Below are 15,147 nucleotides of genomic sequence, written 5' to 3'. Positions count from 1 at the left end.
GGCCGTGTATGCCGCCTAGCGGCCCGTGTCGACCTTGATGACGCCGCGGCGGATCTGGTCGAGCTCGATGGACTCGAAGAGCGCCTGGAAGTTCCCGTTACCGAACCCCTCGTTGCCCTTGCGCTGGATGATTTCGAAGAAGATGGGCCCGAAGAGATTCTCGGTGAAGATCTGCAGCAGGAGCCCTTCCTGCTCGTTGCCGTCGATGAGGATGCGGTTCTTGCGCATCCGCTCCAGGTCCTCGCCGTGGTTGGGGATGCGCTTGTCGACGAGGTCGTAATAGGTGTCGATGGTGTCCTGCAGGGACACGCCGCGCTGCCGGAGGCGCTCCACGGTGCCGTAGATGTCGCGCGTCGTCAGGGCCAGGTGCTGGATGCCCTCGCCGTTGTACTGGCGGATGAACTCCTCAATCTGGGACTTGTCGTCCTGGCTCTCGTTGAGGGGAATCCGGATGGCCTTGTCCGGGGCAATCATCGCCTGGCTGAACAGGCCCGTCGCCTGGCCCTTGATGTCGAAGTACTTCTGCTCGGTGAAGCCGAAGATGCGGTTGTAGAAGGTGGACCAGGTGCGCATCTGGCCCCGGCGCACGTTGTGCGTCAGGTGGTCCAGCGTCTCCAGGCCGACACTGTTCTTCGCCTCGGCCGCGTCCGCGCCGGGGAACTTCGTCCAGGCGTCATAGATGGAGCCCTTCGCGCCGTAGCGGTCGACGAGATACAGCAGGCTGCCGCCGATGCCCTCCAGCACATAGGAGCCGTCGCCCAGCGCGCCGCGGGCCGGGTCGGCCGCCTTCGCGCCGCGCTCCAGGGCCATCTCGTAGGCCGCGCGCGCGTTGGCCACGCGGAAGGCCATGCCGCTGGCGGACGGGCCGTGGGCCTGGCGGAACTCCGCGGCCTGGCCGGTGGGCTCGCGGTTGACGAGCAGGCTGATGTCGCCCTGCTTGAAGCGGACCAGCTCCTTCGTCGGGTGCTTGGAGTACGCGGTGAAGCCCAGCCGCTCCAGCAGGCCCACCATCACCTCGGGGGCGGGGCTCGTGAACTCCACGAACTCGAAACCATTCAGCCCCAGGGGGTTCTCAGCCGTGTCCACCATTGCACCGCCTCCGCGAGTCGCGTTGGGCGCGGGTACGCCGCGCCAGGTCCGGGAAGCCCCCAGCTGAGGGAGGCTTCTTCGCCGCGAAAGGTAGGAACCGACCTGCTCAGGGAAAAGTACAAAGGACAGGCAGAGACTGTCAGGCCTCCACACAGTGCGATGCGCCATGAAAACGGCCTGTCGTGACGCCGCGCGGCACCCTCTGGAGGGGCCCCGTTCCTACCCCTCAGGGGGGAATCCGGGCCCCCCTGCCCTGCTTCCGGCCCGCCGAGGGAATGTCAGACCCCTCCGGTAGTCTGCATCCATCAACAACGAAGCCGAAAAGGAAGGTCGCCATGACTGCCACCCGTGAGAACCCGCGCGTCTCCGTCAACAAGCTCGGTCAGTACCTCACCGCGACGCCTTCGCTGCGCAAGCGCATCATCCACGGCCAGAAGCACCCGGTGGACCCGCAGTACCTGCGCTACCCCGCCGCCTCGCAGGCCATCGTCGAGTTCCTCTGCGAGGGCCGCGACGAGGTCATCCTCCGCTACCACCAGCGTCGGCTCCTGAACGCCGCGCCGGAGTCGGACTTCGACGCGCACCGCCTCGCGCTGTGCGCCGAGGCCCTGCAGCGCTGCCTCGTCTCCGTGGACGGGCTCGCCTCGCACGCCATCGCCAGCCCGGCGGACGCGGACCTGCCGCCGCTGGAGCTGGCGGGCGTCGCCGTCAACGTGCGGCCGGAGGTGCTGCTGCGCAGCGTGGACGCGCAGGGGCAGATGCGCTCGGGCGTGCTGAAGCTCTACTTCTCCAAGCACACGCCGCTGGACGAGCGCGCCGGGCAGTACATCGCCACCGTGCTCCAGCGCTACGCCGAGCAGCGGCTGGAGCAGCGCGGCCCGGTGGATCCGCGCCTCGTGGGCGTCTTCGACGTCTTCGCCGGCCGGCTGCACTTCGCCCCCCGCGCCCAGCAGCGCCGGATGAACGACGTGAAGCTGGCGTGCGAGGAGATTGCCGCGCGCTGGAACGTGAACTGATTTCTTGAGGACGCGGGCCTCCGGGACATACCGGACGGCCCGCCGCCGGGGGGGACGTGGCCGCGGCCCCGGCCCGTCCTCCCGGCGCACCTGTCCGTTTCCGGGACGCGACTTCCCGCATCCGTGCAGCCCGCCCGGGCCGCGCGGGTGCGCCTGCCCCGCAAAGCCGGGGGGTTGCCCCCTGTCGCGGTGCTGGCATGGCCTTCGCTCTGGCCCCTGGCCATGGATTCGCTCCGACAGGACTTCCGCTACGCGCTGCGCACCCTGCTGCGCACCCCCGGCTTCACGCTGGCGGCCGGCATCACCCTGGCGCTGGCCATCGGGGCGAACACCGTCCTCTTCAGCGCCATCCACGCCATGCTGCTGCGGCCGCTGCCCTTCCCCGAGGCCGGGGAGCTGGTGCGCGTCTGGTGCAAGCAGACGGGGAACATGGACCAGGCGTCGGTGGCGGACCCGGAGCTGCTCGGCTGGCGGGAGCACGGCAAGGGCTTCTCCCAGCTGGCGGGCTTCGGGCTGAGGGACTTGAACCGCACCGGAGGGGAGTCGCCGGAGCGCGTCCGCGCGGGGCTGGTGACGACCAACTTCTTCTCCACGCTGGGGGTGCGGCCCGTCCAGGGCCGCGACTTCACCGACGAGGACGCGCAGGCCGGGCAGCCGGCGTCCGTGGTGGTGGTGAGCCACGGCTTCTGGAAGCGGGCGCTCACGGGCACACCCGGGGTGGGCCAGACGGTGGTGCTGGACGGCCGCAGCTACACCGTGGCGGGCGTGCTCCCGGAGGACTTCACCTTCCCGGAGTTCACCCATGAGGCGGAGGTCTGGCTGCCCCACTGGCTGGACGCGCAACAGCAGGGCAGCCACTACCTGTCCGTGCTGGGCCGGGTGGCCCCCGGCACCTCGCTGGAGGCGGCGCGCGCGGACCTGGCGCGGGTGGCCACGCTCATCGACTCCGCGGATGCCGGCGAGGCGCCGCACGGGGTGACGCTGCTCACCTGGCAGGAGCACCTCACCGGCAACATGCGCCCCATGCTGTGGACGCTGTGGGGGGCGGTGGCCTTCGTGCTGCTCATCGCCTGCGCCAACGTGGCCAACCTCATGCTGGTGCGGGCGCTGGCGCGGCAGCGCGACGGCGCCATCCGCGCGGCGCTGGGGGCCAGCCGGGGCCGGCGCATGCAGCAGGCGCTGGCGGAGAGCCTGCTGCTGGCGCTCTTCGGCGGGGCAATGGGGCTGCTCCTGGTGCTGTGGGGCCTGGAGCTGGTGCGCACCCTGCTGCCCATCAACATGCTGCGGGTGACGCCGGTGGAGCTCAGCGGCCCGGCCCTGGCCTTCAGCGCGGCGCTGTCCGTGGGCGCGGGGCTGCTCTTCGGGCTGGCGCCCGCGCTGCACACCTCGGGCATGGACGTGCTGCCGCTCCTGAAGCAGTCCGGCAGCGCCGCGGGGGCGCGCGCGCACCACCCGCTGCGCAACGCGCTCGTCATGGTGCAACTGGCGCTGGCGCTGGTGCTGCTGGTGGGCACCGGCCTCATGGTGCGCACCCTGCAGAACGTGCAGGCGGTGGACCTGGGCTTCGACCTGGACGGGCTCCTGTCCGCGCGGCTGTCGCTGCCCGCCGCGAAGTACGCGGACGGCCCGCGCAAGGCCGCCTTCTTCGACGAATTGCTGGGCCGCGTGGCGGCGCTCCCCGGGGTGGAGGCGGCGGGGATGATCAACGACGCCCCCCTGGGCAACAGCAACACCAACGGGGACTTCGTCCTCGAGGGCGGCGCGCCGCAGCCCGGTGAGCGGTACCTCGCCGAGTACCGGGTGGCCAGCCCGGACTACTTCCGCGCCATGCGCATCCCCGTCCGGCAGGGCCGGGCGTTCGGCCCGCAGGACACGGGCACGGGCGCCCCCGTCGCCATCGTCAACGAGGCCTTCGTCCGGGCCTACCTCGGCACGGGGGAGGCCCTGGGCCGGCGGGTGAAGCTGGACTGGAACGGGGACTCGGCGTTCCACGACATCGTCGGCGTGGTGGCGGACGTGCGGGCGGACCGGCTCACCCTCCCCGCCCGCCCGGAGGTGTACCTGCCCCTGGCGCAGATGCCCATCCCCTCCGTGACGCTGCTCCTGCGCGGCCGGGGCGCGCAGGCCCCGCTGGTGACGGCCGTGCGCCAGGAGGTGAAGGCGGTGGACGCGGAGCAGCCCGTCTATGACCTGGCCCCCTTCGCGGACCGGGTGGACCGGCAGCTGTTGCGCCCCACGGCGACGGCGCGGCTGCTGGCCGCCTTCGCCCTGCTCGCGGTGGTGCTGGCCGGCGTGGGCGTCTACGGCGTCATGGCCTACACCGTGGGCCAGCGCACGCGGGAGCTGGGCATCCGCCTGGCGCTGGGCGCGCACCCGCGGCAGGTGCTGCGGCTGGTGCTGGGCCAGGGCCTGCGGCTGACGCTGGTGGGCGTGGGCGTGGGGCTGCTGGCCGCCTTCGGCTGCACGCGGCTGCTGGCCTCGCTGCTGTACGGCGTGGACGCCAGCGAGCCCACCATCTTCCTGGGCGTCGCCGGAGTGCTGGCCGGGGTGTCCCTGCTCGCCAGTTGGCTGCCCGCGCTCCGCGCCAGCCGCGTGTCGCCCGCCATCTCCCTGCGCTCGGAGTAGCGCGGCGCCCGCGCCGTGGGTGTCAATCCCCTTCTGGCCGGCCTCTCGCTTTCCAGCTGGCCAGGGGGGCGGGTCCAATCCACCTCCAGTCATTCCGGGGCTCAAGAAAGTCGACCGCGCATCCAGGACCGTTGACCCTTTGACGCTTGGCAAGCGTCGGGTTTAAGAGTCCGCATGCACTTCGACTGGACCTTTCTTGTGCGAGTGAGCGCGCTGGTGCTTCCGGCCATCCTGCTCATGGCCCTGCACGGTGTGGCGAGCGCCGCGACGCCTCCGGCTTCGTCCTCGGGCGGGTCATTGGAGACGCTGTCCCAGCGGCGCATCTTCTTCGGGCACCAGTCGGTGGGCGGCAACATCCTGGACGGCGTCAAGCAGGTGGCCTCCGCCCCGCGCGTGGTGGAGCTGAAGGACCCCGGCCAGCCGGTGGCTCCCGGCACCATCGCCCACGCCATGGTGGGCGAAAACATGAAGCCCGAATCCAAGATTGCGGACTTCGAGCGTCTGATGGATGCGGGCGTCGCGAGGGGGGCGGACGTGGCCTTCTTCAAGTTCTGCTACATCGACTTCAACGGCACCACGGACACCCGCGCTCTCTTCGAGAAGTACCGCGCCACCATGGAAGGCCTGAAGGCGCGCCACCCGGGGACCACCTTCGTGCACGTCACCGTTCCGCTGACCACCGTGCAGCGCGGCGCCAAGGCATGGCTGAAGGAGCTGCTCGGCAAGCCGGTGTGGGGCCTCTCGGAGAACGTGCAGCGCGAGAACTTCAACCAGCTGCTGCGCCAGACGTACGGCGGCAGGGAGCCGCTGTTCGACCTGGCGGTGCTCGAGTCCACCACGGCCGAAGGGACGCCGGAGACGTACGAGCTGAACGGACAGACGTGGCCGGCGATGGTGCCGGCGTACTCGGATGACGGCGGCCACCTCAACGCCGCGGGGCAGGCCCGCATGGCGAAGGAGTTCCTCGCCTTCCTGTCCGCCCTGCCGGCACCGGCCGTGCAGCCTCCCATTCCCCCACAAGCCACACCGTGATGAGCCCGCTCCCCGTTCCCCTGTCGCGCGAGCTGGGAACACTCCTCTCGCGCTTGAAGCTCCGACGCTGCCGGGCGGTAGGGGACGCCCCCACGGTGCTCGGCCGCGTATGGATTCACGGCTCCGGCGAGGTTCGACTGGGCCACCGCGTGGTGCTGGACGGGAGGATGGCTCCCATCGAGCTGCACGCGATGCAGGGCGGCAGCATCGTCCTCGGTGACGACGTCACCATCGACGGAGGCGCCTCGCTGGAGGCACTCCAGTCCATCACCGTGGGCGCGGGCGCCAGGCTGGGCGCCTTCTGCAAGGTGATGGACAACCAGCACCACCCGCTCCGGGGCAACCGGCACGAGCGCCCCCCTTCGGTCCCGCTCTTCATCGAGGACGGGGTGACGGTGGGCAGCCGCGCCATCCTCCTGCCGGGCGCGCACGTGCAGCAGGGCGCCACCGTGGCCCCCGGCACCGTGATTTCCCGCCGCATTCCTCCCCGTGTGACGGTGGGAGGCTCGCCGGCCCGGGTGCTGCGCCGCGAGGTGGCCGGATGAACCCGAGACTCTCCGCCCTGCCGCTGTCCGCGTGGATGAACCACCTCCAGGGGCTGCGCGACACCATGGAGCCCCGCGCCCTGCGCGCGGTGGCCCTGGCGCGCGCGCGCTGGCTGTTCCGCTCGGTGCAGTCGGTGGGCCGCAACGTGGCCGCCTACGGCCCGATGACGGTGAAGAACGAGGGCACGATTCAGCTGGGAGACCGGCTCACCTTCGTGGGCGGGATGATGCCCAGCTCGCTGGTGTGCCACCCGGGGGCGCGGCTCGCCATCGGCTCGGACACGCAGTTCAACTACGGCGTCTCGCTGGAGGCGTGGGAGTCCATCACCCTGGGCGAGCGGTGCATGTTCGCCTCGTTCGTCCGCGTGGGGGACCGCGACGGGCACCGCACCGCGCCCATCGTCATCGAAGACGACGTCTGGGTGGCCCATGGCGCCATCATCATGCCGGGGGTGCGCGTGGGGGCGCGCTCGGTGGTGTCCGCCGGCAGCATCGTCACGCAGGACGTGCCACCGGACTCGCTCGCCATGGGCAACCCCGCCCGCAACATGAGCCTGGAGCTGGTCGCCCGCGAGTCGGGGACCTGAGCGCCCTACCCTCTTCACCCCCGGGGCGGCTGCTCCAGCCCCGGCGCCTTCCATCCACACCTCATTCAGGACAGGACCCAGACAACCATGAGCACTCGTGAGCGCATCCGCAGCTTCATCGTCGACACCTTCTTCGTGGACGAGTTCGCCGACGACGACTCCTTCCTCCGCAAGGGCCTCATCGACTCCACCGGCATGATGGAGCTGGTGGCATTCCTCGAGCAGGACTTCGGCCTCAAGCTGGAGGACCGCGAGCTGGTGCCGGAGAACCTGGACTCGCTGACGCGCGTGGTGGCCTTCGTCGAGAAGAAGCAGCAGCAGCGCCTGCCGCAGGCGGGCTGAGAGAGGGAGCACCACCATGTGTGGCATCGCGGGTTTCACCCTTCCGGCGGGCGGGGGCGCCGGAGCAGCCGCGCGGCAGGAGTCCGCCGAGCGGCTGCGTAGGATGACCGCCAGCATCAGGCACCGCGGCCCCGACGCGCAGCGGGCCCTGCTGCTGGACGGCGTGGGCCTGGGCCACACGCGGCTCTCCATCCTCGATTTGGAGGGCGGCCACCAGCCCATGCGGGACGCCCGCACGGGACTCACCGTCGTCTTCAACGGTGAAATCTACAACTACGTGGAGCTGCGCGAGCAGCTCTCCGCGCACTACGCGTTCCGCACGCGCTCGGACACGGAGGTCATCCTCGCCGCGTTCCTCACGTGGGGCATCGACTGCGTGCGCCGCTTCGAGGGCCAGTGGGCCTTCGCCCTCTGGGACCCGCGCGACAAGACGCTCTGGCTCTCGCGAGACCGCGTGGGCATCTGCCCGCTGTACTACGCGCAGCTTCCGGGCGGGCACCTGGCGTTCGGCTCCGAGGCCAAGGTGCTCTTCGCGGGCGGGCTGGTGACGCCGACGCTGGACGCACGGGGCCTCAAGCAGACCTTCGCGCTCTGGTCGCCCGTGGCACCGCGCACCTCGTTCGAGGGCGTCAGCCTCCTGCCTCCCGCGCACTCGGCCCGCTTCCAGGACGGGAAGCTGGAGGTCTTCCGGTACTGGGACCTGGACTTCGGCGTCACGCCGGAGGCCGCGGATGCGCCGAAGCTGCTGGAGGAGCTGGGCGCGGTGCTGGAGCGCGCGGTGCGGCTGCGACTGCGCGCGGACGTGCCGGTGGCGGCGTACCTGTCGGGCGGGCTGGACTCCAGCCTCCTGTGCGCGCTGGCACAGGAGCAGCTGGGCGGCTCGCTGCGCACCTTCTCCGTGGGCTTCGCGCACGCGCGGTTCGACGAACGCCAGCACCAGACCACCGTGGCGGACGAGCTGCGCACGCAGCACCGCGTGGTGGAGATGCGGGACGGGGACATCGGCAAGCTGGTGCCCGGCGTCATCTTCCACGCCGAGCAGGCGATGATGCGCTCCGCGCCCGCGCCCTTCCTGCGCCTGAGCGAGTGGGTGCGGGAGAACGGCATCCGGGTGGTCCTCACCGGGGAGGGCTCGGACGAGATGTTCCTCGGCTACGACCTCTTCAAGGAGACGAAGGTCCGCCAGTTCTGGGCGCGCCAGCCGGCGTCGAAGTACCGCCCGCTGCTGCTGCGCAGGCTCTACCCCACGCTCTCGGTGAGCCAGCAGAACGTGGAGCTGTTGCGCGAGTTCTTCGGCATGGGGCTGGAGGACCCGGGGAGCCTGGGCTTCTCGCACCTGGTGCGCTGGTCCAACAGCGGCCGGATTGCGCGCTTCCTCGCGCCGGAGTTCGCCGCGCGCGTGGCGGACGAGGACCCGGTGGCGTCGGTGCTCCAGTCGGTGCCGGAGCACGTGGCCCGGTGGCGGCCGCTGGCGCGCGCGCAGTACCTGGAGGCGAAGACGCTGCTGTCCGGCTACCTCCTGTCCGCGCAGGGGGACCGCATGCTGCTGGGCAACGGGGTGGAGGGGCGCTTCCCCTTCCTGGACACGGCGGTGATGGAGTTCGCCGCGCGCGTGCCGGAGCGGCTGCGCCTCAAGGGGCTGGACGAGAAGCACCTCCTCAAGCGCTTCGCGCGGGGCAAGGTGCCCGCCTCCATCCTGGAGCGCAGCAAGTTCCCCTACCGCGCCCCCATCGCCGGAGCGCTGGTGGGCCCCGACGCGCCGGCCTGGGCGCGCGAGCTGCTCGCGCCCGAGGCGGTGGCGAAGGTGGGCGTGTTCGACGCGAAGAAGGCGGAGCGGCTCGTGGCCAAGCTGCGCGCGCCCAACGCCGCGGAGAGCGAGGCGGACACCATGGCGCTGTTCGCCATCGCATCCACGCAGCTGCTGGCCCACCACTTCCTCCACCCGAAGCCGCCCCCCGCGGCGGACGTGGACGCGGTGGTGCTGGAGGCGGCATGAGCGCGACGGATTCCTCGCCGGCCTGGGTGCTCGGCCACGCCAGGCACGCGCCCGAGCTGATGCGGGAGGCGACATGAGCGCAACGGATTCCTCCCCCGCGTGGGTGCTGGGCCACGCCAGGCACGCGCTTGAGCTGATGCGGGAGGCGACATGAGCGCAACGGATTCCTCCCCCGCGTGGGTGCTGGGCCACGCCGAGCGCACGCCGGACGCATCCGCGGTGGACTCGCCGTGGGTGCGGCTCACCTACCGGCAGCTCGCGGAGCGGATGCTGGCCCTGGCCGGCCACCTGCGCGCGACGGGCGTGGGGCCGGGAGACAAGGTGCTCATCGCCCTGCCGCTGGGCTCGGCGGCGGTGGTGGCAGGCCTCGCGGTGCAGGCGCTGGGCGCGTGCGCGGTGGAGCTGGACCGCGAGTCCGGCGCCACGTCGCTGGACGCCATCCTCGCGCAGACGGGCGCGCGGCACGCCTTCCTCTTCGGCCAGGACGCACGCAGGTGGACCGGCAGGACGACGCTGCGCCACTTCTACGTGGTGCACTCCGCGCGCCCGCCGGAGCGCATGCTCCAGGTGCTCGCGCCGGCCGTGTGCACGTGGGTGCAGGAGGACGGCGCGCTGGACGCGGAGGCCAGGGCCGCTCCGCTGGAAGCGCTGCCCTCCACGCCGTCCGACGCGCACGCGGCCATCGTCTACACGTCCGGCAGCACGGGCACGCCCCGCGGCGTCATCCAGACGTTCGGCAACATCGCCGCCAACACGCGCTCCATCGTCGAGTACCTGGGCCTGTCACCGTCGGACAGGGCGCACCTCATCCTCCCGCTGCACTACTGCTACGGGAAGAGCGTGCTGCAGACGCACCTGCTCGCGGGCGGCTCGGTGTTCCTGGACCCGCGCTTCATGTACCCGCAGGTGGTGCTGGAGGCCATGGCCGCCGAGGGCAGCACCGGCTTCGCGGGCGTGCCGCTCACCTTCGAATTGCTCAAGCGTCAGGCCAGCCCGGAGACGCTGTCGAAGCTGAAGCTGCGCTACCTCACCCAGGCGGGCGGAGGCATGGCGCCGGACACGACGCAGTGGACGCGCGAGGCCTTCCACCCGGCGGAGCTGTACGTCATGTACGGCCAGACGGAGGCCACCGCGCGGCTGAGCTACCTGCCGCCGAAGCATGCGCGGGAGAAGGCGGGCTCCATCGGCCTGGGCATTCCCGGCGTGGAGCTGCGCGTGGTGGCGGAGGACGGCACGCCGCTGCCCGTGGGCGAGACGGGCCACCTGGTGGCGAAGGGCGCCAACGTCACGCCGGGCTACCTGGGCGCGCCCGAGGAGACGGCCACCGTGCTGAAGGACGGTTGGCTGTGGACGGGCGACCTGGCCTGGCGCGACGCGGACGGCTTCTTCTTCCTGGTGGGCCGCGCGAAGGAAATCCTCAAGGTGAATGGCCACCGGGTGAGCCCGGCGGAAATCGAGCACCACCTGGCGCGCCACCCGGCGGTCCAGGAGGTGGCGGTGGTGGGCGTGCCGGACGCGCTGGGCGGCGAGGCGGCCTGCGCGGTGGTGGTTCTGCACGCGGGCGCCGAGGTGAAGGAGGACGACTTGCGGCGCTTCTGCCGCGAGTCGCTGCCGGTGCACAAGGTGCCGAAGCACGTGGTGTTCTCGGAGGCGCTTCCGCGCGGGCCCGCGGGCAAGGTGCTCAAGGCGGAGCTGCGCACGCGTTTTTCGTCAGTCGGTTCTTCGTAAGGGATTCCTGAGGGGTGGACACGATGAAGTTCTCGAAGCAGGTGCTGGAGCTGGACTGGGAGGCCAAGGCGGCCGAGCTGTCCGAGGGGCTGCGCGAGGCGGTGCTGAAGAAGCTGCGCAAGCGCGGGCTGGTGGTCGCCATCTCCGGTGGCATCGACTCCGCCTGCGTGGCCGCGCTCGCCGTGCGCGCGCTGGGGCCGGACCGCGTGTTCGGCATCCTCCTGCCGGAGAAGGACTCCAGCGGGTGGAGCTCGCAGCTGGGCCGCAAGCTCTGCGAGAAGCTGGGCATCAAGCACCAGCTCCACGACATCGCCCCCATCCTCGAGGCGGCGGGCTGCTACCGGCAGCGCGACGAGGCGGTGCGCTCGGTGTTCCCCGAGTTCACCCCGGACATGAAGTGGAAGATCGTCATGCACGGCGACCGGCTGAACACGGACGCGGTGAACTTCTTCTACGTGGTGGTGCAGGTGAACGGCGAGGAGCGCCGCTTCCGCCTCTCGCCGCAGGCGTACACGCAGATTGTCGCCGCGACGAACTTCAAGCAGCGCACCCGGAAGATGATGGACTACTTCCACGCGGACCGGCTGAACTTCGCCGTCGCCGGCACGCCGAACCGGCTGGAGTACGACCAGGGCTTCTTCGTGAAGCTCGGTGACGGCGCGGCGGACGTGAAGCCGATTGCCGGCCTCTACAAGACGCAGGTGTACCGGCTGGCGAAGCACCTGGGCGTCATCGACGAAATCACCAGCGGCGAGCCCACCACGGACACGTTCAGCCTTCCGCAGTCGCAGGAGGACTTCTACTTCTCCGTGCACTACTCCCAGTTGGACCTGCTGATGTGGGCGAAGAATCACGGCGTGTCCACGGACGAGGCCGCGCAGGTGATGGGCCTGACGCCCACGCAGGTGCAGCGCGTCTACGACGACATCGACCAGAAGCGCCGCTCCACCGCGTACCTCCACTCCTCCCCGCTGCTGCTGGAGAAGGTGCCGGAGCTGGACGCGTTCAAGCTCGGCTGAGCGTCCTCCGACGCGTCGGGTTGCAAACTCCGACGCGTCGCCCCCACCTCCCGCGTGTCGACGCACGGGAGGACGTCGCGGGACGTGGGATGCGTCGTGCGGGTGACCCTAGTGTTGACGGCGGCACATCGCTTGCTGAAGCGGTGGCCGCCGTTGCCGTTTCCCCCCGGCGTTCCCCGGAGTTCCCATGACGACCCAGCCCACGTCTCCCTCTTCCCTCTCTCCCGCCTGGAAGCTCGCGGGCGTCGCGCTGCTCATCCTCGCCGGCGCGGCCACCGTGCGCTGTCGCACCACGCCCGCTCCGGCGGTGGGCCGCGAACCTGGCACGAGCGCACAGCCCACACGGCTGCGCATCACCAACGGGTGTGACAAACCCATCTGGGTGTTCTCGCTCGTGGGCGCAGGAGGCGGGACGCTCAACGCGCCCAATCAAATCAAGCTCGCGAACAAGGGGGACTCGTACGACTACCCCATCCCGGACATCGGGCTCGCGGCGACGCGGTTCTGGCCTGGCATGGGCTGCGACGAAACCGGCAACAACTGCCAGATTGGCCAGAGCGGCGGCCCTCCCAGCGATGGCTTCACCTGCCCCGACGGCATCGGCTGCGGCCCCGCCGTGGACTCCAAGTTCGAGGGGACCTTCGGCTGTCTGTCCTCGGTGGATGCGGGCGCGTGTCAGGTGAACCCCTCCAACCCGAGCGTCACCGTGGGCACGACGGACAACTGGGACACCAGCATGGTGGACGGCTACACCCTGCCCTACCGCGTGGACGTGAAGGGCGGCTGCTCCGGCGGGCCGGACGGCGGCGTCATCGACTGCTCGGCGCTCACGTTCGACCACTGCCCCACCAGCGAGAACCTGAGCACGAATGGCAACTACCCCAGCCTCGACAGTGAGAACCTGCTCGTCATGCTTCCGTACGCGGATGGCGGCACGAGCAGCACCATCGCTGGCTGTGCCTCGCCCTGCGCGAAGCTGACGGGGTCGCAGTGGCAGAGCCTGCCCAACCCGCCGTTCGACGGGACGACGTACGCCCCCACGGACCCGCAGGCCGCCATGTACTGCTGCCCCACGCCGCCCGTGTCGCCCGGCCAGTGCCGGACCGGCCCCGTCACGACGACGGACTACGTGGAGACCATCCACAAGTACTGCGCGCAGACGTACGCCTATTCGTACGACGACGGGAATGGCCTCTACACGTGCGAGGCGGGCGCGCAGTACGAGGTGACGTTCTTCTGCCCGAACTGACCCCCGAGGTCGGCAAGCGGACAAGCGATGGCCCCCGAGTGGCGGGGTGCCCTCCTGACATGGAGCCCCTACCTCTTCACGGGAAGCAGCCGACATACCCGAGGAGGCAGGATGCCGACACGCTCGACGATACAGGGACGAAGCTCGAGGGCCCGCACGCGCAAGAACCCGAAGGGCGGGCTCACCGCCGCGGGACGCGCCTACTTTCGTGAGAAGGAGGGCGCGAACCTCAAGCCCGGCGTCACGGGCAAGGCCGATACGCCGGAGAAGATGCGGCGCAAGGGAAGCTTCCTGCGCCGCCACTTCGCCCACCCGCGCGGGCCCATGAAGGACGCGAATGGCAAGCCGACGCGGCTGGCCCTGTCGGCCCATGCCTGGGGCGAGCCCGTTCCCCGCGACGCCGCCGGTGCGAAGCGTCTGGCCGCGAAGGGCACCCGCCTGCTGGAGCGCTACCAGGCCACCAAGGAGCGGGGCGCCGCGAAGAAGACGGGCGCCAGAAAGAGCCGGGCCCAGCCGACCAGGGCGACCCGTACGGGCACGAAGAAGACCCGGGCCCGTCCGGCCGCGGCGGCTCGGCGCGCCACGGCGAAGAAGCGCACGGCCACGACGTCACGGAAGAAGACGCCCGCGCGCCGCGCGAAGCGGTAACCCCGGCACGGCGTCACGGAAGAGGACCGCCCCGCCGCGCGCGGCAGTACCCGCGCAGCACGGGCCCCGCGCCATGCGAAGCGGTAACCCCGGCACGGGCGTCACGGAAGAGGAACGCCCCGCCGCGCCCAGCAGTGCCCGCGCGGCACGGGCCCCGCTCCGTGCGCAGCAGGCGCCCTCCGCCACGGTCGCGCGCTCGCCCGTCCTCTGCTCCGAGCGGCTCCGGGAGACACCGCGGCTATTCGTACTCGTCGCACTTCTCGGCGCGCACGGGGATGCCGCCCTTCTTGTCCTCGCGGACGAAGAGCGTGCCGTCGCGGAAGAAGCCGGTGCCGCCCTTGAGACGCACGACGCCCTTCTTCGCGTCCGTCACCGTCCACGCCAGCGTCTGGCGGGCGCCGCTGGCGTCCGTCACCTCCAGCGTGTACGCGCCCGCCGCGCCGGGCTTCGAGCCCGTCACCTTCAGCTGCTCGTCCTCCTGGCCATACTCGGCCTTCATCGCGCCGCTGGCCTCGAGCGTGAAGGCGGGGGTGCCCGACGAGCAGGGCCGCTCGATGACGTACCCCTTGCCCTTGCGCTGCACCTGCACCCAGCGACCAGCGAGGGACTTCACGTCGACCGCTCCGGCGTCGGCCGATGCCGCGCTGCCCTGCGCCTTGCAGTCGAGCTGATCCCGACGCAGCAGGCCCACGGTGGAGCTCTTGGGCCCCACGAAGCGCGCGGGCACCAGGTCCGGCTCCAGGGACGGCACGTAGACCTGCACCGCGTCCCCCGTCACCACGAAGGCCTTGCGCTGCGTGTTCTTCTCGTCCGAGTCGTGGAAGTAAGCGCGCGGCGCCTTCACCTTGCAGCCCTGCAGGGGCGTCATCGCCTTGCGCGCGAAGACGTCCCGGCCCGGCCAGCCCGCGCCGCAGCATCCGGGGCTTCCGTCCTCGAGCACCAGCTCGCCGGACTCCAGCCGCAGCGTCCACGTGTCGTCGGCGTCCGTGCTCTTCAGCGCCCAGCGCGCCGCGGACTCCTTCCGCTGGAGCATCAAGGGGCACTCACACGTCCCCACGCTCTGCCCCTGCGGGAAGCCGGCGCTGTAGTGGAGCAGTGTCTCCTTGTCGCCCTGGAGGACCGCCAGCTCCCCGCCGTCCTTGCGATACACGCCCGTGACATCCCCCGCCGGCTGGGCCACGGCCACCACCGCCCACGCCACCATCACCAGGCCCAGCGACGCTTGCCTGCTCATCGTTGCATCCTCCCCATCTCAATGAATCCGAAGGGTT

13 protein-coding genes are annotated in these 15,147 nt (G+C 71.0%); 11 read left to right on the top strand and 2 right to left on the bottom strand.

Translation table 11 applies throughout. The features are described 5' to 3' along the window. Positions 1 to 15 precede the first annotated feature (15 nt). A complete protein-coding gene (gene hppD, locus ACX9TP_RS15825) occupies positions 16 to 1,089 on the bottom strand; it encodes a 4-hydroxyphenylpyruvate dioxygenase (RefSeq protein ID WP_482980558.1) in 1,074 nt (357 codons plus the stop codon). 335 nt (positions 1,090 to 1,424) lie between these two features. Between hppD and ACX9TP_RS15820 the strand changes: the two genes are divergently transcribed. The 11 genes from ACX9TP_RS15820 (at position 1,425) to ACX9TP_RS15770 (ending at position 13,876) form a co-directional block, all read left to right on the top strand. After that, positions 1,425 to 2,105: a hypothetical protein gene (locus ACX9TP_RS15820; RefSeq protein WP_482980557.1), complete on the top strand. Its 681-nt coding sequence runs from the start codon at positions 1,425 to 1,427 to the stop codon at positions 2,103 to 2,105. Between the two features lie 222 nt (positions 2,106 to 2,327). Further along, positions 2,328 to 4,730 (top strand): ABC transporter permease, encoded by a 2,403-nt coding sequence (locus ACX9TP_RS15815; RefSeq protein WP_482980556.1) that lies wholly within the window; start codon positions 2,328 to 2,330, stop codon positions 4,728 to 4,730. A 174-nt stretch (positions 4,731 to 4,904) separates the two neighbouring features. Further along, positions 4,905 to 5,762, top strand: a complete 858-nt coding sequence (locus ACX9TP_RS15810; RefSeq protein ID WP_482980555.1) for a hypothetical protein — start codon at positions 4,905 to 4,907, stop codon at positions 5,760 to 5,762. Then, a complete protein-coding gene (locus ACX9TP_RS15805; RefSeq protein ID WP_482980554.1) occupies positions 5,762 to 6,307 on the top strand; it encodes an acyltransferase in 546 nt (181 codons plus the stop codon). The genes ACX9TP_RS15810 and ACX9TP_RS15805 overlap by 1 nt, the downstream gene beginning before the upstream one ends. After that, on the top strand, positions 6,304 to 6,894 hold the full coding sequence (locus ACX9TP_RS15800) for an acyltransferase (RefSeq protein ID WP_482980553.1): 591 nt from the start codon (positions 6,304 to 6,306) through the stop codon (positions 6,892 to 6,894). Before ACX9TP_RS15805 ends, ACX9TP_RS15800 begins: the two co-directional genes overlap by 4 nt. A gap of 87 nt (positions 6,895 to 6,981) precedes the next feature. Next, positions 6,982 to 7,236, top strand: coding sequence for an acyl carrier protein (locus ACX9TP_RS15795; RefSeq protein ID WP_482980552.1), 255 nt, complete (start codon positions 6,982 to 6,984; stop codon positions 7,234 to 7,236). Between the two features lie 16 nt (positions 7,237 to 7,252). Beyond that, positions 7,253 to 9,232 (top strand): asparagine synthase (glutamine-hydrolyzing), encoded by a 1,980-nt coding sequence (gene asnB / locus ACX9TP_RS15790; protein ID WP_482980551.1) that lies wholly within the window; start codon positions 7,253 to 7,255, stop codon positions 9,230 to 9,232. A gap of 150 nt (positions 9,233 to 9,382) precedes the next feature. Beyond that, positions 9,383 to 10,960: a class I adenylate-forming enzyme family protein gene (locus tag ACX9TP_RS15785; protein WP_482980550.1), complete on the top strand. Its 1,578-nt coding sequence runs from the start codon at positions 9,383 to 9,385 to the stop codon at positions 10,958 to 10,960. Between the two features lie 23 nt (positions 10,961 to 10,983). Beyond that, positions 10,984 to 11,979, top strand: a complete 996-nt coding sequence (nadE, locus tag ACX9TP_RS15780; protein WP_482980549.1) for an NAD(+) synthase — start codon at positions 10,984 to 10,986, stop codon at positions 11,977 to 11,979. Positions 11,980 to 12,166: 187 nt separating this feature from the next. After that, the gene (locus ACX9TP_RS15775; RefSeq protein WP_482980548.1) at positions 12,167 to 13,228 is read left to right on the top strand and encodes a thaumatin family protein; all 1,062 of its coding nucleotides are present in this window, start codon (positions 12,167 to 12,169) and stop codon (positions 13,226 to 13,228) included. Positions 13,229 to 13,339: 111 nt separating this feature from the next. Then, positions 13,340 to 13,876 carry a DUF6321 domain-containing protein gene (locus ACX9TP_RS15770; RefSeq protein WP_482980547.1) on the top strand — a complete coding sequence of 179 codons (537 nt, stop codon included), beginning with the start codon at positions 13,340 to 13,342 and terminating at the stop codon, positions 13,874 to 13,876. Positions 13,877 to 14,114: 238 nt separating this feature from the next. Here ACX9TP_RS15770 and ACX9TP_RS15765 read toward each other — a convergent pair whose 3' ends face one another. Beyond that, complete coding sequence (locus tag ACX9TP_RS15765) at positions 14,115 to 15,110, bottom strand: hypothetical protein (protein ID WP_482980546.1); 996 nt, start codon at positions 15,108 to 15,110, stop codon at positions 14,115 to 14,117. Between the last annotated feature and the right edge of the window lie 37 nt (positions 15,111 to 15,147).

The sequence above is a fragment of the Pyxidicoccus sp. M15 genome (genome assembly GCF_056858435.1).
This window is presented reverse-complemented; position numbering and strand designations above follow the sequence as displayed.